This window comes from Pseudomonas umsongensis, from assembly GCF_002236105.1.
Classification (GTDB): Bacteria; Pseudomonadota; Gammaproteobacteria; order Pseudomonadales; family Pseudomonadaceae; genus Aquipseudomonas; species Aquipseudomonas umsongensis.
On the sequence record NZ_NIWU01000008.1, the window covers coordinates 133,342 to 154,903 of the forward strand.

At 60.5% G+C, this 21,562-nt stretch carries 21 protein-coding genes; 10 read left to right on the plus strand and 11 right to left on the minus strand.

Translation table 11 applies throughout. From position 1 onward, the window contains the following. Positions 1-150: 150 nt before the first annotated feature. Together PSUM_RS27860 and PSUM_RS27865 are read left to right on the plus strand one after the other, a co-directional pair. The gene (locus PSUM_RS27860) at positions 151-432 is read left to right on the plus strand and encodes a BrnT family toxin (protein WP_020795515.1); all 282 of its coding nucleotides are present in this window, start codon (positions 151-153) and stop codon (positions 430-432) included. A 3-nt stretch (positions 433-435) separates the two neighbouring features. Next, positions 436-759 carry a BrnA antitoxin family protein gene (locus PSUM_RS27865; protein WP_020795516.1) on the plus strand — a complete coding sequence of 108 codons (324 nt, stop codon included), beginning with the start codon at positions 436-438 and terminating at the stop codon, positions 757-759. A 63-nt stretch (positions 760-822) separates the two neighbouring features. Here the strand turns inward: PSUM_RS27865 and PSUM_RS27870 are convergent, their stop codons facing one another. Both PSUM_RS27870 and PSUM_RS27875 read right to left on the minus strand, forming a co-directional pair. After that, complete coding sequence (locus tag PSUM_RS27870; protein WP_083349504.1) at positions 823-1,650, minus strand: arylamine N-acetyltransferase family protein; 828 nt, start codon at positions 1,648-1,650, stop codon at positions 823-825. Between the two features lie 96 nt (positions 1,651-1,746). Further along, complete coding sequence (locus PSUM_RS27875) at positions 1,747-2,541, minus strand: exodeoxyribonuclease III (protein WP_020795518.1); 795 nt, start codon at positions 2,539-2,541, stop codon at positions 1,747-1,749. Positions 2,542-2,696: 155 nt separating this feature from the next. Between PSUM_RS27875 and PSUM_RS27880 the strand changes: the two genes are divergently transcribed. After that, complete coding sequence (locus tag PSUM_RS27880) at positions 2,697-3,005, plus strand: hypothetical protein (RefSeq protein ID WP_083349505.1); 309 nt, start codon at positions 2,697-2,699, stop codon at positions 3,003-3,005. 53 nt (positions 3,006-3,058) lie between these two features. Here PSUM_RS27880 and PSUM_RS27885 read toward each other — a convergent pair whose 3' ends face one another. Both PSUM_RS27885 and PSUM_RS27890 read right to left on the minus strand, forming a co-directional pair. Beyond that, entirely contained in the window at positions 3,059-4,465 is a 1,407-nt protein-coding gene (locus tag PSUM_RS27885; RefSeq protein ID WP_083349506.1) for a DUF1254 domain-containing protein, read from the minus strand. Positions 4,466-4,588: 123 nt separating this feature from the next. Then, positions 4,589-6,160 carry a sensor domain-containing diguanylate cyclase gene (locus PSUM_RS27890; RefSeq protein WP_083349507.1) on the minus strand — a complete coding sequence of 524 codons (1,572 nt, stop codon included), beginning with the start codon at positions 6,158-6,160 and terminating at the stop codon, positions 4,589-4,591. A gap of 208 nt (positions 6,161-6,368) precedes the next feature. On the opposite strand from PSUM_RS27890, the gene PSUM_RS27895 reads away from it, so the two are divergent. Continuing rightward, a complete protein-coding gene (locus tag PSUM_RS27895) occupies positions 6,369-6,839 on the plus strand; it encodes a hypothetical protein (protein ID WP_033044156.1) in 471 nt (156 codons plus the stop codon). 7 nt (positions 6,840-6,846) lie between these two features. On the opposite strand, the gene PSUM_RS27900 is transcribed toward PSUM_RS27895, so the two are convergent. The 3 genes from PSUM_RS27900 to PSUM_RS27910 all read right to left on the minus strand — a co-directional run bounded on the left by PSUM_RS27900 (position 6,847) and on the right by PSUM_RS27910 (position 10,304). Then, the gene (locus tag PSUM_RS27900; protein ID WP_083349508.1) at positions 6,847-7,506 is read right to left on the minus strand and encodes a ribonuclease T2 family protein; all 660 of its coding nucleotides are present in this window, start codon (positions 7,504-7,506) and stop codon (positions 6,847-6,849) included. Between the two features lie 145 nt (positions 7,507-7,651). Next, on the minus strand, positions 7,652-8,440 hold the full coding sequence (locus tag PSUM_RS27905; RefSeq protein WP_020795524.1) for a 6-hydroxymethylpterin diphosphokinase MptE-like protein: 789 nt from the start codon (positions 8,438-8,440) through the stop codon (positions 7,652-7,654). 109 nt (positions 8,441-8,549) lie between these two features. Next, positions 8,550-10,304 (minus strand): L,D-transpeptidase family protein, encoded by a 1,755-nt coding sequence (locus PSUM_RS27910; protein ID WP_083349509.1) that lies wholly within the window; start codon positions 10,302-10,304, stop codon positions 8,550-8,552. Between the two features lie 82 nt (positions 10,305-10,386). On the opposite strand from PSUM_RS27910, the gene PSUM_RS27915 reads away from it, so the two are divergent. From PSUM_RS27915 to codA, 5 genes are all read left to right on the plus strand, one after another. Beyond that, complete coding sequence (locus PSUM_RS27915) at positions 10,387-11,088, plus strand: murein L,D-transpeptidase catalytic domain family protein (protein ID WP_083349510.1); 702 nt, start codon at positions 10,387-10,389, stop codon at positions 11,086-11,088. 104 nt (positions 11,089-11,192) lie between these two features. Further along, positions 11,193-12,272: a hypothetical protein gene (locus PSUM_RS27920; protein WP_020795527.1), complete on the plus strand. Its 1,080-nt coding sequence runs from the start codon at positions 11,193-11,195 to the stop codon at positions 12,270-12,272. A gap of 75 nt (positions 12,273-12,347) precedes the next feature. Beyond that, positions 12,348-12,704: a 6-carboxytetrahydropterin synthase QueD gene (queD, locus tag PSUM_RS27925; protein ID WP_008056290.1), complete on the plus strand. Its 357-nt coding sequence runs from the start codon at positions 12,348-12,350 to the stop codon at positions 12,702-12,704. 83 nt (positions 12,705-12,787) lie between these two features. Beyond that, positions 12,788-13,618 (plus strand): alpha/beta fold hydrolase, encoded by an 831-nt coding sequence (locus PSUM_RS27930; protein WP_083350180.1) that lies wholly within the window; start codon positions 12,788-12,790, stop codon positions 13,616-13,618. 102 nt (positions 13,619-13,720) lie between these two features. Beyond that, positions 13,721-14,968 (plus strand): cytosine deaminase, encoded by a 1,248-nt coding sequence (codA, locus tag PSUM_RS27935; protein WP_020795529.1) that lies wholly within the window; start codon positions 13,721-13,723, stop codon positions 14,966-14,968. Between the two features lie 110 nt (positions 14,969-15,078). Here the strand turns inward: codA and PSUM_RS27940 are convergent, their stop codons facing one another. Further along, a complete protein-coding gene (locus tag PSUM_RS27940; protein WP_033044161.1) occupies positions 15,079-16,071 on the minus strand; it encodes a diaminopimelate epimerase in 993 nt (330 codons plus the stop codon). A 166-nt stretch (positions 16,072-16,237) separates the two neighbouring features. Between PSUM_RS27940 and PSUM_RS27945 the strand changes: the two genes are divergently transcribed. Beyond that, on the plus strand, positions 16,238-17,389 hold the full coding sequence (locus PSUM_RS27945; protein ID WP_020795531.1) for an MFS transporter: 1,152 nt from the start codon (positions 16,238-16,240) through the stop codon (positions 17,387-17,389). Positions 17,390-17,449: 60 nt separating this feature from the next. Here the strand turns inward: PSUM_RS27945 and PSUM_RS27950 are convergent, their stop codons facing one another. The 3 genes from PSUM_RS27950 to PSUM_RS27960 form a co-directional block, all read right to left on the minus strand. After that, entirely contained in the window at positions 17,450-19,867 is a 2,418-nt protein-coding gene (locus PSUM_RS27950) for a TonB-dependent siderophore receptor (protein WP_033044162.1), read from the minus strand. A gap of 98 nt (positions 19,868-19,965) precedes the next feature. Then, positions 19,966-20,949, minus strand: coding sequence for a FecR family protein (locus PSUM_RS27955; RefSeq protein WP_033044163.1), 984 nt, complete (start codon positions 20,947-20,949; stop codon positions 19,966-19,968). A gap of 40 nt (positions 20,950-20,989) precedes the next feature. Further along, entirely contained in the window at positions 20,990-21,490 is a 501-nt protein-coding gene (locus PSUM_RS27960) for a sigma-70 family RNA polymerase sigma factor (protein WP_083349511.1), read from the minus strand. Between the last annotated feature and the right edge of the window lie 72 nt (positions 21,491-21,562).

The window sequence follows — 21,562 nt, forward strand, 5'->3', positions numbered from 1 at the left end:
TCATGCAGGCTGTGTGCCATCGCGCATCACATCGTAAAAAACCTTGAAATACATCCGCGCGCCCCATTCTCCCGCGCCCACTAGTCTTTTGAATTCCTGGTGACCATCGGTAGTGATCGCCCTCTTTCATATACATATAAAGTATGCATAATGAAGTCATTCGAAATTCAGTATCACAGGGCGAAGAACGCAGCCAATAAACTCAAGCACCTGGGTATCAGCCTCGCAGAGACGGAGCCAGTGTTCCATGATGAACGGGCGCTGACCCTTGAGGACAATCATCATGATGAACAGCGCTGGATCATCATGGGGCTGGACGGCAAAGGTCGTTTGCTGGTCGTGGCGTACACCCATCGTGACCCGAATTTCGTTCGAATCATTTCCGCGCGCCTCGCCAGCAAAAACGAGCGCCGCCAGTATCTGGAGGCTTGACCCATGAAAGACGAGTACGACTTCAGCCATGCCAGGCGTGGGGCAGTTGCCTCCAGCAAAGGCAAGACCCGTATCACCATCATGCTCGATGACGTCGTCATCGAAGCGGCACGCGCGCTCGCGGAGAGCGAGGGTTATGGCTACCAGACCGCGATCAACAACACGCTGCGCAGGGCGTTGCTGACCGGGCATGACAAAACAGAAGGCAGCACTGGCAGGCACCTGAAAAAGGGGATCACCGCCTCTGAGTTGAAAAACCTGGAAAAAAAGCTCGCGCAAGCCCTCAGCGAAATTCAGCGGGTGATGGAGCCTGATGCCCGGCCTTAGAAAAGCACGGAAAAGGTGCAAATTGATCCAATCCGCACTTTTTTTGTGTGCACGATGCGTCGACTATTGCGGCGCTATCAATCGCTCAAGTGTGCGCATCAACGACGCATGCGTGGGCACCCGAATCTCGAACTCTCTTTCCAGCACGCCAATCAACTCCTGTAGGTTGGTCACTTCCCGGCGTTCACTGTCCTGCCCTGTACGATGGATTGCAAAGCTGCCGTTATTGAGGGTCCGTCGCCACCCTTCCCCGGTTCGAGCCACCATCAGTTGCCTGGTGAACGATGATTCGGGGTGGGTCGAGACATACCAGTTGCCAACGGCGTAATCGATGTCCTCCTGGCGCTGCAGGTCGAAGATGTACATGGGCCGCCATTCATTCGCGACCTTGGCGCGAAGGGTGTAGCCGTCAACGTGCTGCTCAATGCGATACGGCTCGTGGGGAGTCCATTGTTCACCGCGGCTGTCGAGCAACAGCGGTGCCGTGGGCACCATGCCGCCGAAGCCGACGTCAGTGATGTAGCGCACGCCATCGAGCGTCACCAGGCTCAAGCGGTGCGTACGCGCGGTCCAGGCGCCCTCCGGCTGGCCCATGACCACGCGCCCGCTGATACCCCGCGCGTCGAAGCCGAGCGCCTGGAGCAAGACCAGAAACAGATAGTTGAGTTCGTAGCAGTAACCGCCGCGCCCATCCTGCAGGACCTTATGCTCGATCGACGCCAAGTCGATGCGCACCGGCTCGCCCGCCAGCGTGGTGAGGTTTTCAAACGCGAAGGCGCCGGTGTGACGCAATTGAAGCAGGCGCAGGGTTTCAAGCGTAGGTGCCGGGGGAGCGTCGAATCCCAGGCGCTTTAGATAGGAAACAGTGTTTGCCAGACTTGGCTCGCTCATCGCTTGATCCTTATGCACGCAAGCTGTGGACGCTATGTATAAGGGATGAAGGGGTACGGCCGACAATTGATTTAGCCAATCGGCCGGCAAGAACACTCAACGGCGCTTACGCGAGCTCAACTGAATCCAGGTGGGCGCATGGTCGCTGGCATGGGGTTCGTTGCGCACCCAGGCATCGACACCCGCGTCCTCCAGGTATGGACTCAAGGCCGGGTTGAGCAACAGGTGATCGATGCGTAACCCTGAGTTCTTCTGCCAGTGCTGGCGAAAATAATCCCAGAAGGTGTAGACCCGCTCGTTCGGATACAGGTGTCGCAGAGCATCGGTCCAACCCTGGTCCAGCAGACGCTGATAACACTCGCGGCTCTCGGGTTGCAGCAAGGCATCCTTGAGCCAGGAACGTGGGTTATAGATGTCGAGGTCGGTGGGAACCACATTGTAGTCACCCGCCAGTACCACCGGATGCTCACTGCCCTGCAGCGCCTTTGCGTAACGTATCAGGCGCTCGAACCAGGCCAGTTTGTAATCGAACTTCGGCCCTGGTTGCGGGTTGCCGTTGGGCAAGTACAGACAACCCACCACAATCCCGTGTACGGCAGCTTCCAGGTATCGACTGTGATTATCCTCGTCATCGCCCGGCAGACCTCGACGGCTTTCCAGTGGCTGCGCATCGCGTGCCAGAATCGCCACCCCGTTCCACGACGCCTGCCCCTGCCAGATCGCTCCGTAGCCGATGGCCTCTAGCTGCGCGGCGGGAAACGCACTGTCGGCCGACTTGAGTTCCTGGAGGCAGGCGATATCCGGTTGTTCGCGCTCAAGCCAGGCCAACAGATTTGGCAGGCGAGCGCGCATGCCGTTGACGTTGAATGTCGCAATTCGCAGCTTTTTCATGACCACCGTCCCGTTTGGCTGGGTCTCATGGGTGTGACCGCACGGCCTGCCAGGTGTTCTGTCCACCATAGCCTGCCACTCGTCATGCAACCGGCACCAACCGCCCTGCCCTTCACACCAACTTCAGGTAACGACCCATCTTTTGGAGACGGACCATGAAAAACACCAGAATCACTTCGCTGTTTCTCGCTGGATTGCTTTGCACGGCCTCCCTGGCCACCTTCGCAGCCGGCGATGGTGCTGAGGCGGCGGGCACTAAATCCGGCGCAACCAGCGGGCCGGTCATGCCACCGGACAACACGCCGAGCTCGCCCTCGGGCGGCAACGCCGGTGACGGCGGTGCAACCGGCTCATCAAGTGGAAGCGCGGGCAGCAACAGCGGTTCGGGTGCCGGAGGGGGCACCGGGGCGGCTGGCGGAGGGACCGGCGGGGCTGGCGGGGCTGGCGGCGGGACGGGCAGCTGAACGCGTAAAGGCAGCCGATGACGGATCATCGTCGGCTGCCTCGATTGCCCGCACTACATCTGCTTGACCGCTGGCGGATTCCACTTGCCGTTCAAGGCCTCGGACTTCGGACCGTACAAGCGCATGGTCAGGTTGAACGGCCCCTTGGGCGCCGGCAGCCAATTGGCTTCCAGGTCCTTGCCAGGGTTTTCATTCTGGAAATAGATATCGAGCGAGCCGTCAGCGTTGTTCTTGAACGGCATCCAGCTGCTGACCGCGAATCGGTTGAGCTCGTTCCCTACCTGGAAACCTTCAGGGTCGTACAGCGTGATCGACCAGAAGGCATTCACTGGAGGCACTTCATCCTTGGCGAAATGCAGCACGTATTTGTGCGCGCCGTCGAGGGATTTGCCATTTGTATCACCGATATTCAACGGATAGATCGCGTCTTCCGGCAGATTCGCGCCGAGCCCCACCTGCGCCACGATCGCGCGCTTGAGGTAGTAGTTGCCGTAGACACCCATGGTGTCGGTGTTCATCGACCAGCCGTTGACCACCCGTGCGAGGGTAGGCACCTTCCACGCCATCAGTGCTTGCGCGTCCTTGGGCGCAGTCTCCAAGGCAGCTTTTATCTCAGGGTCCAGGGCATCCATGCTGAACGACTTGCCAGGTTCGATGCCGATGCGCTTGATTTGCGCCAGTAGCGGCTGATCGGTGCCGTGGGCCGGATGCACCTTGAGCAGTTCGGCGGCGTAGGCGAAGTAGTCGGCCGCCGACATTGTGTCGACCTGGATTTTCGGCGGGGTCTTCATGTCCACGGCCGGGTCGATCTTGACGCTGACCGGTTCAGCACCTTTGCCCAGCCGAGACAACGGCGTCACGGTGTAGCCGGCCTGGATCTTGTGCACCGCCGCGTAGTCCCCCGCGCCATCGGTCTTGGTTCGCCCGATCACCCAGACAAAAGGCGTCGGCGCCGGCAGATGGTTCAGTCCCGCAGGCACTGTGCCGGTCCATCCCGGAGGGGTCACCAGGAACTGCGCAGCGTCGGTTCCGGTGGTGCGCCAGCCTGGCGAAGCGAATACGTCACTCCACATGTCGAGCATCGGCAGCAAATAGAAGCGTCCGGCTGTGTCTGGCGCAGCGATGACCAGCGGTTCTTTGGTCAGGTCGAGCCAGGCAATGGAATACAACGTGTCGAAATTCGACCGCACCACCCCTTTGAAATCTGCAGGCGGGTACTCCGGCACACTCACAAACATGTTCATCGGGCCTTTGCCAAACTCCTTGCCCGGTTCAATGTTGGTGAATTGCTTGCGGGTGATGTCCATGGTCAACAGCGGATAAAAGTAAACGTAGGCATCCACGCCAATGGCATGCGCTTCTTCGGCGGTGATTTTCGATTGCGCCTGACTGACCAGCGGAAAGACCGCGCTGGACGCAACAATAAGGGCTATGGAGGACAAAGCTTGGGTTATCGACATAGTGGCGATCGTCCTTGCGATGGGGAGATCTGCCGGGAGTGGCAGAGCTATCGGAACTCTAGACGATCAATTGCACAAGTTCTGACAGGCAGACAATCGGCTACCGGTAGTCGCGCAGCCACGTCAGCGGTCTGATCGCACGAGTGCCTGCGCCCCGCCCTCCACCGACAACGTCGCCGAACGGTTCCTGCCCGAATGCTTGGCCTGATACAGCGCCGCGTCGGCGCGCTGGATGAACACTTCCACGCTATCGCGCCCCGTTGGCACGAACGAATAGCAACCGAGGCTGACGGTCACGTATCCGCAGGGCGATCCCGAATGGCTGATGTTCTTGTCCATTACGCCGCGGCGAATCTGTTCGGCAAGGTTCATGGCGCCCTGGATATCGGTGTCAGGCAGCAACACCGCAAACTCTTCGCCACCGTATCGCACCGCCAGATCGGCTTTGCGATGGCAGCAACTTTTCACGGCACGTGCCACTTCGGCCAGACAGTGATCGCCCACCACATGACCGTAGGTATCGTTGTACCGCTTGAAAAAATCGATATCGAGCATGATCAGGCTCAGCGGGCTTTGTTGGCGGGCACCGCGCCCGAATTCGATATCGAGGGCCCGCTCGAACAACCGGCGATTGGCCAGGCCGGTCAGGCTGTCGTGGGTGGCAATCAGCTCAAGTGCTTGCTGAGCTTGTCGTAAGTCCGCCTCGACCTGCTCACCCACACGCACCTGGCGTATGAACACCCAGCCGATCAGTCCGATGCCCAGAATGACCAACACGACGATGGCGCTGGAGCGAAATGCCGTGTCGTACCAGTCCGCGAGAATCGAGTCCCGCGACGATGCCGCCGAGACCACCAGCGGATAGGCCTCCAGCTGCCGATAACCATGCAGGCGGACAATCGAATCCATCTCTGAGGCGAACATCGCGTTGCCGGAAGTCGCGCGGGGCAGCAGGTTCTGAAAGATTTCACCCTTGGCCAATGACGTACCGATCTGCGCTTGCACATAGGGCCGACGGGCGAGCAACGTGCCATCGGTCAATGCCAGGAACATCGCGCCGTTGTCGTCGATACTGAAGCCTTTGAAGAACTGCTCGAAGTACGACATCTTGATCCCGGCCAGCAGCACCCCCTGGAACTGACCCTTCCTGTCATTGACCCGCTTGGAGATCGGAATGATCCATTCGCCATTTTCCCGACTACGGATGGCCGGGCCGATGTGCGCCACGGAAGAAATGTTCTGCTGGTGGAACCTGAAGTATTCGCGATCTGCCACGCCGTTGCCGCGAGGCAGTGCTTCAAACGAGGTCACGACCCACTGGCCCTTTTGGTCGAACAACAGGATGCCGTGCAATTGATCCAGCGCCTGCACCCGCCGGACGAAGGTCTTCTGCAAACGTGGACGTTGGGCTGAACCGAATCCGTCGGCCTGAATCCAGTCCACCAGGCTGGTCAGCACCAGATCGGCTTGCATGAAGGTGTCTTCGGCCTGCTGCGCCATGGCCCGCGTCAGGTTGGACGAAGCGACTTGGGCCTGGCTCAGGTCATGGCGCCGGGACTGCTCCAGTTGCAAATAAAGCAAGGCGCACAGGCACAGGCACACCGCGCCGATAAACAACACTGCGGCGTTGCGCAGCGGTATGCGTTTCAAGGCGATGCCTTGGGCGTGACACAACTCATCAAGGCGTGTTGGCAAAAAGCGCTCCCTGAAAGGACAAGGCACGAGCGACACCCCCATGCCTCTGGTTTTGGGCGCCAAGTCTACGATGTTACCCGCGAGAAAAGCGCAGCAGATACCAAATGTTTAACCACCCCCTGGAAACCGTCAGCGACATGACGCAGGACAACTGCCACATCACCATCAAGGAGCTACGATGAGTGTTACACCACGACAGGGAAATGAAATGAGCAAGGCAGACGAGCTGGCCATAAAACTGAAACAGACCCGGCCCTCCGGCATCGATCAGGCGATCGATAGTTGGCCGGGCCAGGTCTACGAGCTGTATCACCGGATCGAGGCCTGGTTACAGCCATTGACCGAGGCCGGCCTGGTCTTGCGGCGCAACCCCACTCACGTGTTCGAGAGCCACCCGCAGGGCGACACCTTCGACTATGCCATCGACCAGTTGGTGATCACCGGCAATCACCACAGCATCACGCTCGATCCCGTTGCACGCTTCACGGCGGATGGAGAGGGGCGGGTCGAAATCCACTGCAAAGGCAACGAACTGGCCCTGTTGCGCACCGTGGACGAACACGGCGCAACACATTGGTGGCTACAAGTAATCGAACAAGCCGTAGCGCAACCGGATGCGGTCGCACTGACCGAAAACAATCTGCTGTCGGTGGTCCAGGCAGGACTGGAGCTCGGGTGAAGCACCATCACCGCAAAGGTGGAACCCGGATATCCCCGGCGCGGCATCGTGTCTTCACTCCTGTGCCACAAGACGCGAACGCCAGGTCCTTGTCCATGCAGACCCGAACCTCCGACAACTGCGGCCCGTTGCAGATCACCGCAATGCCATCCCCCGGCAACCCCGGATTGCTCTGGCGAAACATCTGCTCAATGTCCCGGGCTGAAAAATAAAGCGTGTTATTCAAGGGTTGCAGTTGCTCGGGAATCCTGACCGCGCCCAAGGCCTTGTCGGAGGCCTCCAGGTAACCGATGGCGCCGAGGCCGCTGCACGTGCCGTGCTTGGCCCATTCGTGCTCGAGCAGCTTGTTGGTCGGGAACAGCATCAAGCCCTTCGCCCGCTCCTCTGGCGAGAGCTTCACCCTCGGCGCGCAGGACTTCGGCCAACCACCCCGGGCGTATTGCGGCCAAAGGCCGTGAAGAACAAAGCCATAGCCTTTGCCGGAACATTGCGCGTCGTCACGATGGGTCAGGCAGTAGGTAGGTGACCAGGACAGCACCAACAGATAGTAGTCGAACACCCCCGCCACGGATTGCGGCCTGGCGCCCCCTGAATCCCGGGCGCTGCTCGGGCCCACGCTGGCGAACGTCAACACGATCAGCGCGACCGTGGCGTAAAGTCTTTTCATCGGCACGTTCCTGCGCGGTGACTCAACTGGAAATAACATCGACCGACACTGGGCCAGTCAAAAGCCGATACTTTGGCACAGCCACGAACGCGTTCCACCACGAGAGTCATTCGAAATGTTTGATGTCGTGCAGACGAACAATCCGTCAGAGCAACCTGTCGAGCTCTTCCAGAGTCATCCGAGGAATCAGTCGCGATGGAATTTTCGAGACGTCGGACAAGTTGTAGACTTGAAAATCCTCGTTGATGACCTGCTTCGACAGGATCTCGAACGACGGCAGGATTCTCGTCTGAAAATGGTCGTCGAGCACGCAGGGAGAAACGAATTTGCCTGGGACTTCATAGAAGCGCCCCGCTGTCGGGTCCAGGTCGACTCCCACCAGGAACACCCGGTTGAATCCCAGGTGATAGGCAAGCTGCAGCGCCAGGTAGGCGACGGTACGCGCGTCAAAAAAACCGCGCTTGAGGTTCTTGCTGAAACCCAGGGTTTTACTCCGCCCCCTGCCTAGCTTGCGGACCCTGACGAGGTCTTTGTCAGCCCTGAAAAAATCACTCCACACCAATCTGGGTGCCCGGCTCAGCAAGTACAGCTTGCCTTGGGGCTTAAGCGAGGTGTGCCAGACATGTTTTTCCCACAGCGCAACCCGCTCGCTGATGCGCATGGCCTCGGTGAACAATTCCGGCTGCTGCTCGGAAAAACCCTGGTCGGTACACACATAAAAGTACGGCTTGATACCTGTACCCGTGAATTTCGAAATGGCACCGTTCATGCTGATCATTGGAACGCCAGCATACTTGTGCAACGGGAAATCCTTGGCCGATTTACCCGACGCCACGATGAACACGGGCCCCTTTTGAATGTTGCGACACTCATCCAGGTCGTGCACCCGAAGCGCCCGGGAAATGAGTGTCGTTTTTTTGTCGGCAACATCCATCGTCAATATCCCTATCCCTATCCCTATTTACTGATCAACTGTGACCCATTTTCATGTCCATGGTTCTCAATGGGTCCCCCCGGCCTGGCTTCTCGACAAGGCGCCAGGGCTACAGCGTGTCTTGACCCGTAACGACCAGTGACGGCTCTGCTCGTTGCAACTCCAGGGCAGGCAACTTGGAAGGCTGGTTCAAGAGTCGAAGCACTGGCGAATCGTAACCGTAAACGTCCGGTTTGAACGTCACCCGTCCGTCGCTATTCAGATCCACTGTCCAATAGGCCAGCAGCACGGGCACCTTGACGGGAAGCTTGATGTTTTGAGTCTTGCCGTTGGCCAGTTGCCTTTGAATACCCGCCGCGTTCCAGCGCACAGGGTCGTTGAACAGCAGTTCAACCAGCTGCAATGGATTCTCCACCCGGATGCAACCGGAGCTGGTGGCACGCATGGATTTGGAGAACAGCTCGCGGTGCGGGGTATCGTGGAGGTAGATCGCATAGTCGTTGGGGAACCGGATCACCACCTGCCCGAGCGAGTTATCCGGGCCGGCGTCCTGGCGCAGGGTGATGCCGCGCGCATTGGACCAGTCGACGGTCGACGGGTCGAGCGTATTGCCTTGCCGATCCAGGGCGCGAATCCGGTTGGCCGCCAGGTAACCCGGATTCTGCTGGATCTTGGGCAACATATCCTTGACGAGAATCGTTGGCGGAACGGTCCAGGTGGGGTTGAAGGTGACGTAGGTGATTTCGGACTGGAACACCGGCGTGCTGCGAAACGGTTTGCCGACCTGCACCCGGGAACGCCAGATCGGCTGACCGTCGCGGTACAGGGCGACCTTGTAGCCAGCGATATCGACGATGACAAAAGTGCCTTGCAGCTTATAGAGCAACCAGCGCGCCCGCTCCATGTTCACCCGCACCTGGTCGATTCGCGCCTCGACCGGTACATTCAGCGCCGCCAGGGTTCCTGCGCCCGCCACGCCATCTGCGCCGAGGTATTGTTCAAACTGATATTTCTTCACCGCGGCAATGACACTGTCGTCGTAATCGGTACGCTTGGACTTGTGCGGGTCCAGGTACCCGGCGGCCTCCAGGCGCGCGCGCAACTGCTTGACAGCAGCATTGTCCATGCCGGGCTTGAGCGACTGCCCTTCGGCGACTTTCGGCCAACCACCGGCATCGCGGACCTTGCGCAATTGCGCAAGGCTCTCGCGCAGGCGGCGATAAACGGCTTCCTGGGGCGGCGCTTGGGCGAACGCACGAGCCACGTCGTGATCATCCAGGGCGGTGAAGAAGGTGTTCATGTCTTCGCGAGGATCGATGCCCTCGGGTTCGAAGTTCCAATGAAAATCCAGGCGTGCCGGGTCAACCTTGCCCCGGCGCAATTGCAGCAACGCCGTGACGTACGTGCGGGTCGCCGCAATATCGAAAGCCGCCCATTGCGCCGGGGTTGGAGCCGTGGCCTGCAACGCCAGTTGCGCCTGGGCCAGCTCGCCGGCCCGATAATCGGCAGGAACCAAGCCATCGGCCTGGGTATCATCCAGGCCCTTGAGCAACTGGCTGACATCTCGCCCGTTCATCCACGCGGCTCGGAAATTGCGGTGCGAATAAAAATCCAGCACCACCCGGGCCACATCCACCCGTTGATGTTTGCGTGAGGTCAGCAGCGGAGGAAATGCCGATTGCAAGGGTTCGAGCTGCGCCTGGATCGCCTGGCCGATTTCGTCATCGGGTGCCGCACCGAGCACACTCACTGACGCCGGAGATACCGGCACGATCGGCGAAGTTTCACCCACAGCAGTGCCGCTGATCAGAAAGACCATAAAAAATACGCGGCTTATGACGAATAACCTTGTTAATTGACCCATGGATAATCCTTAATCGCCTGTAATCAAAGGGCTAGCGTTCAACTCGCTGCTAGACTCGACATATTCCTGATGAGACATTTTTATGGCGCTACATCGCTTTGGCTTCCTGACAGCCCTGTTGCTGACGTCGGCTATCCTTCCATCAGCCTACGCCGATTCGCTCGAAGTCGCGCTGGCCAAAGCTGCTCCAAACGCCAATGCCAAGGTCATTGCCCTGGCGGTTCGCGCAACACAGTGTACCCGTGCCCAAGGTGCAGCACCGGCACAGAGACTAGCAGTGATCGATTATTCCCTGCCTTCTACCGAACAGCGCCTGTGGGTGTTCGACCTGAAAAAACGCAAGCTGCTGTTCCACGAACTGGTTGCCCATGGCCGTAACAGCGGCGAAAACATGGCGACCCAGTTCTCCAACCAGAACGAAAGTTTCGCCACCAGCCTGGGCCTGTACCGTACCCAACAGAGTTATGTCGGCCAGAACGGTTATTCGTTGCGCATGGAAGGCCTGGAGCCTGGCTTCAACGATAACGCCTTCGACCGGGCAATCGTCATTCACGGCGCGGCCTATGTCAGCCCGGTACTGGCCCGCGCCAACGGCCGGATCGGCAGGAGCCTCGGCTGCCCGGCGGTCAGGCCGGCCATCGCTCACCGCCTGATCGACTCGATGAAAGATGGGCAGCTGTTGTTTTCCTACTACCCGGACCAGCGCTGGCTGAAATCCTCTTCGTACATCAATTGCGGCAGCGGCACGGTGGCCTCGTCGGACAAGGTCACGTCACGCCAGTAAACCGACTGCTGAAGCGGGTATCTACTAAAGGCGGACATTGCATCACGGAAATTGCGTCACCTACACGCTTATAATCCGCTCGTTCGCCCGCATTCGAGACCGGTATGACCGCTATCCATATCAAGTTCCCCTCCCTGACCCTCAAGGCCGGCGCCAGGGCGCTGGCGCGCATTCGCGAGCGTGGCTTGAGCGCTGCGGATGTTGGCACGCTACCCGGCGCGGCTGGCGGGCCCAAAGCCCTGGGGATTCAGGGGCTGGACCTGGCATTGTTCGGCGAATGGCTGCCGGCGGCACCGCGCGAGCGCTCGTTGATCGGCGCATCGGTGGGCTCGTGGCGCTTTGCCAGCGCCTGCCTGCCGGATGCTGCCGAAGGCTTGCGGCGCCTTGGCCACCTCTATACCGAACAAAACTTCGCCAAAGGCGTAACCATGGCGCAGATCAGCCAAAGCTCGCGGCGCATGCTCGATGATCTGCTCGATGGTCGTGACGCGACCCTGCTCGACAACCCCTACTATCGCTTGAACATCATGGTAGTCAAAAGTCACGGCTTGCTCGCGGACGACCACCGTGGCCGCCTGGGATTGGGCTTGTCGTCGGTGATCGCCGATAACCTGCGCGGTCGTGCGCGGCTGGCCCGGCACTTCGAACGGCTGATCATCCACGACCCGCGCCTGGCACCACCGGTTAACGCGCTGAACGACTTCCCGTCGCGCTTCGTCGCACTGGACACCTCCAATCTACGCCAGGCCCTGCTGGCCTCGGGTTCGATCCCGATGGTGATGGAAGGCGTTCGCCACCTGCCAGGCGCTGGTGCGGGCACGTTCCGCGATGGCGGCCTGCTGGACTATCACCTGGACCTGCCCTACAGCGGCAATGACATCGTGCTGTATCCGCACTTCACCGACCGGGTGATTCCCGGTTGGTTCGACAAGACCTTGCCGTGGCGCCGCGCCTGCCCTGCGCGCTTGCAGGATGTGGTGTTGCTGGCACCATCGAAGGAATACCTGGCGCGCCTGCCTTATGGCAAATTGCCGGATCGTAATGACTTCAAGCGCTTCATGGGCGACGCCCCGAGCCGCCAGAAATACTGGCGCACGACGATGGAGGAAAGCCGCCGCCTGGGCGACGAGTTTCTCGAACTGACGGCCAACGGTCATCTCGCCGAACGCTTGCTGACCCTTTAGTCAGGACAAGCTGTTAAACTCGCCATCTGCCCACATCGCCGCGGCGATCGCCACCTGAACAGAGCTGAAACCACTGTGGAAATCTTCAAAGAATTTACCTTCGAATCCGCCCACCGCCTGCCTCACGTCCCGGACGGTCACAAGTGCGGCCGCCTGCACGGTCACTCGTTCAAAGTGGCGATTCACCTCAGTGGCGACCTCGACCCGCATACTGGCTGGATTCGTGATTTCTCGGAAATCAAGGCGATCTTCAAGCCGTTGTACGAGCGTCTGGACCACAACTACCTGAACGATATTCCTGGCCTGGAGAATCCGACCAGTGAAGTGCTGGCCAAATTCATCTGGGCTGAACTCAAGCCGCTGCTGCCGGAATTGAGCGCCATCCGGATTCACGAGACCTGCACCAGTGGGTGCATCTATCGCGGCGAGTGAGCCATTCGATCAAAAAAACCACCGAGACCGGTGGTTTTTTTATGCCTATGCTTTGCCCTTGCATCGGCCAAGAGGACACGCAAATGACTGACTGGCCGCTGGCTCAAAGCTATCGTTTCAATGGGCATAACGTTCGCTACGCCGTGCGCGGCGATGGACCGCCGCTGGTGTTCGTGCACGGCACGCCCTTCTCTTCGTTTGTCTGGCACCGGATTGCGCCGCACTTCATCGCCACCCACCGGGTGTACTACTTCGACTTGCTGGGCTACGGGCAATCGGAAAAGATCGATGGCGATGTTTCCCTGGGAGTACAAAACCAACTGTTGGCCCAATTGCTGGAACACTGGGGCCTGGACCGCCCGGATGTGGTGGCCCACGACTTTGGCGGGGCAACCGCCCTGCGCAGCCATTTGCTCAACGGCAAGGATTACCGCAGCCTGACATTGATCGATCCGGTGGCGCTAACGCCTTGGGGGTCGCCGTTCGTGCAGCATGTCCGTCAGTACGAAGCCGCTTTCAGTGGTGTGCCGGACTATATCCAGCGAGCCATCGTGGCGGCTTATATTCGCGGGGCAATCAAGCGAGACATCCCGGATGACGAACTCGCACCCTACGTGCAACCGTGGTTGGGTGATCCTGGGCAAGCGGGATTCTATCGGCAGATCGCGCAAATGGACGAACGCTACACCCGCGAGGCCGAGGGGCTGTACCCGACGATTCGCTGCCCGGTGCAGATTCTCTGGGGAAAGGACGACCAATGGATTCCCATCGATCGCGGGCGTGCCTTGCAGCAGATGATACCTGGAGCGCAGTTTCATGCGGTGGCCAACGCCGGGCATCTGGTGCAGGAGGATGCGCCTGAAGCCGTTGTCGCTGCGCTGATGCGTTTTTTGCCGCTGGATATGACGGCCTGATAGTAGAGAGTGTACATCCGCGAAAAGACCACTGGCGGCATTCGCCGCTGCCGAGCTAACGTAGAGCTATTGTCCAAACGGTTCTCTGAAAGGATCTGCCCGATGCACATCATCAACGCCCGGCTGCGCAACCAGGAAGGCCTGCATGAGCTGCACCTGGAAAACGGCCTGATCAGCAACATCGCCCGGCAGACCGAAGCGCCGACCCTGGGCCCCGACGATCTGGACGCCGGTGGCAACCTGGTGGTGCCGCCCTTCGTCGAGCCGCACATCCACCTCGACGCCACCCTGACCGCTGGCGAGCCGCGCTGGAACATGAGCGGCACGCTGTTCGAAGGCATTGAGTGCTGGGGTGAGCGCAAGGTCACCATCACCGAAGAAGACACCAGGGTTCGCGCCAGGAAAACCCTCCAGGCTCTTGCCGCCCATGGTATCCAGCACGTGCGCACCCACGTCGACGTCACCGACCCGCAGCTCACGGCGCTCAAGGCCATGCTCGAGGTGCGCGAAGAAAGCCGGCATCTGGTCGACATGCAGATCGTCGCATTCCCCCAGGAAGGTATCGAGTCATACCGCAATGGCCGCGAGCTGATGGAAGAAGCCATCCGCATGGGTGCCGATGTGGTAGGCGGCATTCCGCACTTCGAGTACACCCGCGACCAGGGCGTCAGCTCGGTGAAGTTCCTCATGGACCTGGCCGAGCGCACGGGCTGCCTGGTGGACGTGCATTGCGATGAAACCGACGACCCGCAGTCACGCTTCCTTGAAGTGCTGGCCGAAGAAGCCCGCAGCCGCGACATGGGCTCGCGGGTCACCGCCAGCCATACCACGGCCATGGGCTCGTACGACAACGCCTACTGCGCCAAGCTGTTTCGCCTGCTTGGGCACGCAGGGATCAGCTTTGTCTCCTGCCCTACCGAAAGCATTCACCTGCAAGGACGTTTCGACAATTTCCCGAAACGCCGGGGCGTGACCCGGGTCAACGAACTGCTGGAAGCCGGCATGAACGTATGTTTCGGCCAGGACTCGATCGTCGACCCCTGGTACCCGCTGGGCAACGGTAACATCCTGCGGGTGCTCGAAGCCGGCCTGCATATCTGCCACATGCTCGGGTATCGCAACCTGCAAAACGCCCTGGACCTGGTCACCGTCAACAGCGCCAAGGCCATGGCCCTGGGCGAGCGCTACGGGCTCGAACCCGGACGGCCGGCGAATCTGCTGATCCTCTCGGCGGAAAGCGATTACGAGGTGATCCGCAGCCAGGGCTTGCCGCTGTATTCGGTACGCGGCGGCAAGGTATTGATGAAGCGCACGATGCCGGTGGTGGAGTTCTCCAGCGAGCAGATCTGAAGGTTGCTGTGATTGGACTGACCCCTTCGCGAGCAGGCTCGCTCCCACAGTTTTGTGAACGACAAAAAACTACTGTGGGAGCGAGCCTGCTCGCGAAGGCGATCTCAAATTCACCTCACTAATCGAGCTGTACCAAACAGGCTGACCCGACTCAGCTCCCCCTGCTCCTCTTCCAGCAAAATCGGCGCCGTACCACCCGGCATTACCACTTTCACCTCGCCGGCACTCACCCAACCTACCCGCCACGCCGCACACGCCACCGCCGACGCACTCGTCCCCGAGGACGCCGTCGGCCCTTCCCCGCGCTCGAACACCCGCGCGACAACATGACCTTCGGACTCACGCATCGCCCATTGCAGATTAATCCCTGCCGGACAGGGTTTACCTGCACCTGCAGGCATCGCATAGGCGATCCGCATCAGTCCCTCGGCCAATGGCGATTGCCTCATCTGCTCATTGCCCGGCAAGGCCTCGGCACTGTCCACCAGCGTCACGCAATGCGGATTGCCGACCCTGGCAAACTGACTGCGCGACCAGGCGCCATTAAGTGCTGACAACTGACGCACGTGGCTGAGCTCACGGCCGTTCAACTGCACAGCTTCAACGTCAACGGCACTGACCGCCGATGGCCCGAAGCCAGGCTGGCCCAGGTCTAGCCAGAAACCCTGCGCACCCTCGACTTGCGCGGCTTTCACCGATGTTTGCCCCGGCGAGGGTGTGTCGGATTTGTCGTGATGTACCCTGAGTACGCAGGCTTCATCGCTCGGAAACAGTCCCTGATCGCTCAACGCCTGGGAAAAAATTGTCAACCCGTTGCCGCTGCGCTCGGCCAGGGTGCCGTCGGTGTTGACGATCAACAGGTCAAAGGGCGGCGATGACTGAAACGGCCCGACCAGCAAACCGTCGCTGCAATGATCCTTGCTGCCCGGCGGTTGCGTGCCGGGCGCCCAGGCACAGCACGCTTCGATGGCCGCCAGCGCCCAGTCCTCGCGAGTTTGCGCGACGCGGTCGGCCTGATCGGGCACGTCGATGCCCTGTTGGCGCAGCGCCTCGGGCGCCACCACGTTGTAGATATTGCCCCGTGCATCGTACATCCGCGCCATGGCGCCCTCCCTGTTGGACATCTGGTTCTGGCACAACATATCGCGAAACACCGTCTGGCTGTGCAAGGATGTCAGCCTGTGGGCGTGCCAGATCACGGACGCTGAGCGAACCCTCAGGGCCTGATCACTGTCAGTTGCAGACGCGACGATTTTTCCAAGGATTGATATGACCAACCTCAACACCCAGACCTCATTCGTGCCAGGGCGCCTGGAACAGATGTCCACGCGCGTCGCCTTTTTCATCGCCGGGTTCGGCATCGCCGCGTGGGCGCCGCTGGTGCCCTATGCCAAGGCGCGGGCCGGGCTGGACGAAGGCACCCTGGGTTTGTTGCTGCTGTGCCTCGGTGTGGGCTCGATACTGGCGATGCCTATAGCTGGAATCCTGGCCACGCGCTTCGGGTGCCGCAAAGTGGCGACCGGTGGCACCTTGCTGATCTGTGCCGCGTTGCCTTTGCTGGCCACGGTATCGTCGATTCCGGCCTTGATTGGCGCATTGTTCATGTTCGGCGCGGGCCTGGGCACCGTCGATTCGACGGTGAACCTGCAGGCGGTGATCGTCGAGCGCGCCAGTGGCAAAAACATGATGTCGGGGTTTCACGGGTTGTTCAGCCTGGGCGGAATCGTCGGCGCGGCGGGCGTCAGTGCGCTGCTCGGCCTGGGGCTTGCGCCACTGGGGGCGATGCTGGTGGTCATCGTGTTGCTGCTGGTCGCACTGCTCAAGGCTGCCCCGCACATGCTGCCCTATGGCAGCGAAAGTTCGGGGCCGGCCTTCGCTGTTCCCCACGGTATCGTGCTGTTTATCGGCGGGATGTGTTTCATCGTGTTCCTCGCCGAAGGTGCCGCCCTGGACTGGAGCGCGGTGTTCCTGGTGCAGGAACGCGGCATCGACAAGGCCTACGCCGGCCTGGGTTACGCGGCTTTCGCACTGACCATGACGGTGGGCCGGTTGACCGGTGACGCCATCGTGCGTCGCCTGGGCGCAACGCGGGTCATTGTCTTCGGTGGGGCGGCGGCGGCGGCCGGTCTGCTGCTGGCCACGTTCGCCCCCAGCTGGGAAGCGGCGCTGGCGGGCTATGCGCTGCTGGGAGCCGGATGCTCGAACATCGTCCCAGTGCTGTATACCGCGGTGGGCAAGCAGACCGTGATGCCGCAAAGCATCGCCGTGCCGGCCATTACCACCCTGGGTTACGCGGGGATACTCGCAGGGCCTGCGGTGATCGGATTTGTCGCCCATGCCGCCAGCTTGAGTTTTGCCTTCGGGTTGATGGCGCTGTTGCTGCTGGCGGTTGCGATTGGCGGGAGAGTGTTGAAGGTTTGAAGCGAAAAGATCGCAGCTTGTAGGAGCTGCCGCAGGCTGCGATCTTTTGATCTTCAGCTTTTAAAAACCGACACTGGCCTGCACGAAGAACGTGCGCGGCGTGCCGACGTACATGCCCGCGTTGTTGTCGCTGGAGCGGGTGAAGTACTGCTTGTCGAAGATGTTTTTCACCCCGGCCCCCAGCTTCAGGTTCGACACCTGCGGACCGAAATCATAGCCGGCGCGCACGTTCCAGGTGACGTAGCCCGGAATGTCGCCGTACTGCCCATCCGCCGTGCCTTCAGTGATGTAGTTGTTGCTGAAGCTGCCGTCAGCATTCACCGCCACGCCGGGGGAGCGTTGCTTGGACTGGGCGAAGGCATCCAGGTTGTAGGTCCAGCGATTGATGTCGTAGCGCAGGCCAGCGGTTGCTACCTGGCGCGAGTAGAACGGCAGGTCACGCCCCTTGAAGTCCGGAATATCTCCTTCATAGACGGCGCGGGTGTAGGTGTAGCCGGCATTGGCGGTAAGACCGGCCAGCCGTGGGTCCAGCGCCGCCATGTCGTAGTGCACCGATGCCTCGATGCCCCGGTGCGTGGTAGCGCCGAGGTTGGTCCAGCCCGCATCGTTGCTGATGTATTGCAGCTCTTTATCGAAGTCGATGTAGAACAGCGTCACTTCACCGCCCCACACCTCATCGTTGTAACGCGTACCGAGCTCGTAGGTCTTGGCCTTTTCCGGTTCCAGGCCATTGGCCGTTTCGTCACCTGCGCCACCCTGGCCGAGCTGAAAATACTGCAGGGAGCCGAACGAGGTTTCGTAGTTGGCGAACAGTTTCCAGGCATCAGACATGTGATACATCACGCTCAGCGCCGGCAGCGGCTCGTTACTCTCGATGCTGCGGCGTTTTTCCTGCACTGGCTTGCCCGCGGTGTCGAGCACCGGGCGATCATGCCACTCGGTCTGGATGTGTTCGAAACGCACACCTGGGGTGACAGTCCAGTTGCCGACATCGATTTTGTTGTCGACATACACCGCGTGGGCTTCAGTACCCCCGGTACGGTCCTGGTACACATGGCCGTCCGACCCCGGACGCGCGACCGGCTCGTTGTTGACCAGCGCCAGGCGGCTGGCTTCTTCGTGCATGCCTTCTTTCAGGTAGCGATAACCGACGCTGACTTCCTGGGTCGTCTGGCCGACGTCGAACACGTGGGACACACGCGGTTCGATGCCATAGGTGTAATAGGTGCGCGGAAACGAACCCAGGGTCTTCTGGTCGCGAGCGGCGATGTTGCTGCCACGAAAACTGTCGGAGTAGTAGGTCAGCACTTCGGCCTGGGTGCGGTCGTCGAGTTGACGAATCCACTTGAACGACACGTCCTTGCGGCGGCCGCTGAAGTTGTCATGGTCGCGGTCGGACTGGAACGGGTCGGCGTCATACTGGGCCTGGGTCAGGCCGCCGGGCATGTCGGCCTTGGCATCGTAATAGTGGAAGTTGAGGCTGAAGTCATCCACATCGGTCGGCGCCCAGTGCGTCTTGAGAATCACGTCGTCGATGTCATTGCCATTGTTGCTTTTGCGATAACCGTTGCCGTTGACCCCGGAATACAACAGCGCCACGCCCATGCCGTTGTCGGCGGTGCCGCCGGCGAACAGCGTATCGATGTGCTTCCAGCCACCGTGTTGGGAGGTTTCCAGGGTGCTGCCGATTTCAGCCGAGGCTTGTTCCGGGATCGCACGGGTCACGAAGTTGATCACCCCACCCACGTTCTGCGGCCCATAACGCACGGAGCCGGCGCCGCGCACCACGTCGATGCTGTCGAGGTTACCAGAGGAAATCGGCGCCATGGACAACTGCGGCTGGCCATAGGGGGCGAAGGCCGCTGGCACGCCATCGATCAACACGGTCGAGCGTGGCGACAGGCGCGAAGTCAGCCCGCGAACGCCGACGTTCAGCGAGATATCACTGCCACCGGTACCGTTGGCCTCCTGCACTTGCACACCCGGCACGCGCTTCAATACGTCGCCGACGTTCATCGCGCCTTGCTCGATCATGGCCTCGCGGCGAATCACGGTACGGGCGCCGGGGTGGTTCTGCACCACCGCGGCATCGGCATCACCGAGCCAGTCGCCCACCACCTTGATGTCGGTCATGCCTAGCTCCAGCGGGCCGTCTGCCGCAGGGGCCGGTAGCAGCGTCACCGAGCCTTCATCGATCTGGTATTGCAGGCCGCTGCCTTGCAGCAACTGGCGCAGCGCTTCTTCCGGCGCGATATTGCCATCCACTGCCGGGGCCTGTTTGCCGGCCACCAGTTCCGGACTGAAAAAAACCTGCAGCGAAGTCTGCTGGCCCAACTGGCTCAGGGCCTGCCCCAAAGGTTGCGCCGGGATGCGGATAGCCTCTCCAGCGAATGCCTGGGGCAGCGCCAGGTTGACCGCCAGTGCAAGGGCCAGCGGCAACCAGGGGGAATTGTTGTTTTTAGCGATGGTTTTTTTCACGTCGAACGTAGTCCTGAAGATCGCAAAAGTGTGCGCTTGTTAATGCAAACCAGTTGCAGTTGAACAGGAAGACGCTGAACTCGAAAAAAACCTGAATTTTATTTTGAAATTATTTCCTGACTGCCGTCATCGAGCGTGCGCACGGCCACCGGAAGGATGCTCGGCAAGGCCTTGAGCAACGCGTCGGTGTTGTCGGACTTGAACACGCTGGTCAGGCGCAGATTGCCGATTGCGGCATTACCGACCTTGAGCGGCTTGTCTCGGTAACGCGAGACCTGCTCGGCGACATCGGCCAGGCTGGCGTTGTTGAACACCAGTTTGCCGTTGCGCCAGGCCGTCAGTTCAGCCGGGTTGACCGGATAGGCCACAGCGACCTTGCCCCCGGCATCGACATGGGTACCGAGACCCGCGGTCAAGCTGATGAAATCATCGGCGGCGGTATCGCGCCCCTGCACCTTGACGGCGCCCTGCTCCACCACGACCCGGGTTTCGGCGCTGCCCCGGCGTACATCGAAGCGGGTTCCGGTGACCGTGACCTTGCCACTCCCCGCCTCAACGACAAAGGGCCGACGGCTGTCATGCTGGACGCTGAACATCGCCTCGCCTTCGCTCAGCTCAATGGCGCGGCGATGCTTTTCGAAGCGCACCTGAATCCGGCTGCGGCTGTCCAGGTCGACCATCGAACCATCGGGCAAGGCTACCTGGCGACGCTCGCCCAGGGCTGTGGAAAACTCGGCCGTGTAAGGCGACGGTTGCTTCAACCCGTTGGACAGGCCCAAGCCAACTGCCACCGCCAACACACTGGCGACCACTGCATAGCGCAATATCGGTCGACGTTTGCTGCGTGACGGTGTTTCTTCGCACAACGCCCGCAGACGCGCCGCCGGCACCAGGTCGACGGCTGTCCACAGGCCCTGGAGCAACCTGAATTCGTCCCGGTGTTGAGGGTGTTCATTCAGCCAGCGTTCGAATTGGCGTTGCGCGTCGACATCGACGACGGACTCCTGCAAACGCACGAACCAGCGCGCCGCTTCATCGCGAACCGTTGTTTGCCCGCACGCACAATCACGAGTATCCATCATGGAAGTTCCTGTTGAGCCGGGGATGAATAACCACACCGCATCATGACTGCAACCCGTCCAGGCGGTCGCGCAGATGCCGCAGGGTGCGGATCATATACTTTTCCACCATGTTCCTGGACAGCCCCAGGCGTTCGGCGATTTCAGCCTGGGTCAAGCCCTCGATCTTCTGCCAGACAAACACCTTGCGGCAGTTGACCGGCAGCTCGGTGAGCGCCCGCTCGATGGAGTCAGCCAACTGGATCGCCTGCATGTAATGCTCCGGGTCGCCGGACGACGACATACTGAGATCAATTGCCCCTGACTCCATGGCACTCCGTCGATCCTCACGTCGATAACCGTCCACCGCGATGTTGCGCGCAGTCTGGTGCAGATAGGCCCGGGGTTGCTGCACCGCCGCCGAATCCGACTCGAGCACGCGCAAGAAGGTATCGTGGGCCAGGTCCTCGGCCTGCTGACGGTTTCTCAGGCGACGGGTCCAGGTGCCAATCAACTCTTCGTAATGCTCGAAAAAGCCGTGTCTGCGGGGCAGCTTGGGGGTCATTGCGGTGTGCTGTGGAGACGAGGACGTGAATAGTAATGCTTCCTATTAACCTAAGGCAACGGTTTGCGGCTG

Coding starts and splice junctions, on each gene's coding strand:
- PSUM_RS27955 (WP_033044163.1), bottom strand. CDS start 20,949: ATGATGGATACTCGTGATTGTGCGTGCGGGCAAACAACGGTTCGCGAT.
- PSUM_RS27940 (WP_033044161.1), bottom strand. CDS start 16,071: ATGGCGCGGATGTACGATGCACGGGGCAATATCTACAACGTGGTGGCG.
- PSUM_RS27880 (WP_083349505.1), top strand. CDS start 2,697: ATGAAAAACACCAGAATCACTTCGCTGTTTCTCGCTGGATTGCTTTGC.
- PSUM_RS27915 (WP_083349510.1), top strand. CDS start 10,387: ATGGCGCTACATCGCTTTGGCTTCCTGACAGCCCTGTTGCTGACGTCG.
- PSUM_RS27875 (WP_020795518.1), bottom strand. CDS start 2,541: ATGAAAAAGCTGCGAATTGCGACATTCAACGTCAACGGCATGCGCGCT.
- PSUM_RS27930 (WP_083350180.1), top strand. CDS start 12,788: ATGACTGACTGGCCGCTGGCTCAAAGCTATCGTTTCAATGGGCATAAC.
- PSUM_RS27860 (WP_020795515.1), top strand. CDS start 151: ATGAAGTCATTCGAAATTCAGTATCACAGGGCGAAGAACGCAGCCAAT.
- PSUM_RS27870 (WP_083349504.1), bottom strand. CDS start 1,650: ATGAGCGAGCCAAGTCTGGCAAACACTGTTTCCTATCTAAAGCGCCTG.
- PSUM_RS27960 (WP_083349511.1), bottom strand. CDS start 21,490: ATGACCCCCAAGCTGCCCCGCAGACACGGCTTTTTCGAGCATTACGAA.
- PSUM_RS27885 (WP_083349506.1), bottom strand. CDS start 4,465: ATGTCGATAACCCAAGCTTTGTCCTCCATAGCCCTTATTGTTGCGTCC.
- PSUM_RS27910 (WP_083349509.1), bottom strand. CDS start 10,304: ATGGGTCAATTAACAAGGTTATTCGTCATAAGCCGCGTATTTTTTATG.
- PSUM_RS27900 (WP_083349508.1), bottom strand. CDS start 7,506: ATGAAAAGACTTTACGCCACGGTCGCGCTGATCGTGTTGACGTTCGCC.
- PSUM_RS27945 (WP_020795531.1), top strand. CDS start 16,238: ATGACCAACCTCAACACCCAGACCTCATTCGTGCCAGGGCGCCTGGAA.
- PSUM_RS27895 (WP_033044156.1), top strand. CDS start 6,369: ATGAGCAAGGCAGACGAGCTGGCCATAAAACTGAAACAGACCCGGCCC.
- PSUM_RS27920 (WP_020795527.1), top strand. CDS start 11,193: ATGACCGCTATCCATATCAAGTTCCCCTCCCTGACCCTCAAGGCCGGC.
- PSUM_RS27905 (WP_020795524.1), bottom strand. CDS start 8,440: ATGGATGTTGCCGACAAAAAAACGACACTCATTTCCCGGGCGCTTCGG.
- PSUM_RS27865 (WP_020795516.1), top strand. CDS start 436: ATGAAAGACGAGTACGACTTCAGCCATGCCAGGCGTGGGGCAGTTGCC.
- codA (WP_020795529.1), top strand. CDS start 13,721: ATGCACATCATCAACGCCCGGCTGCGCAACCAGGAAGGCCTGCATGAG.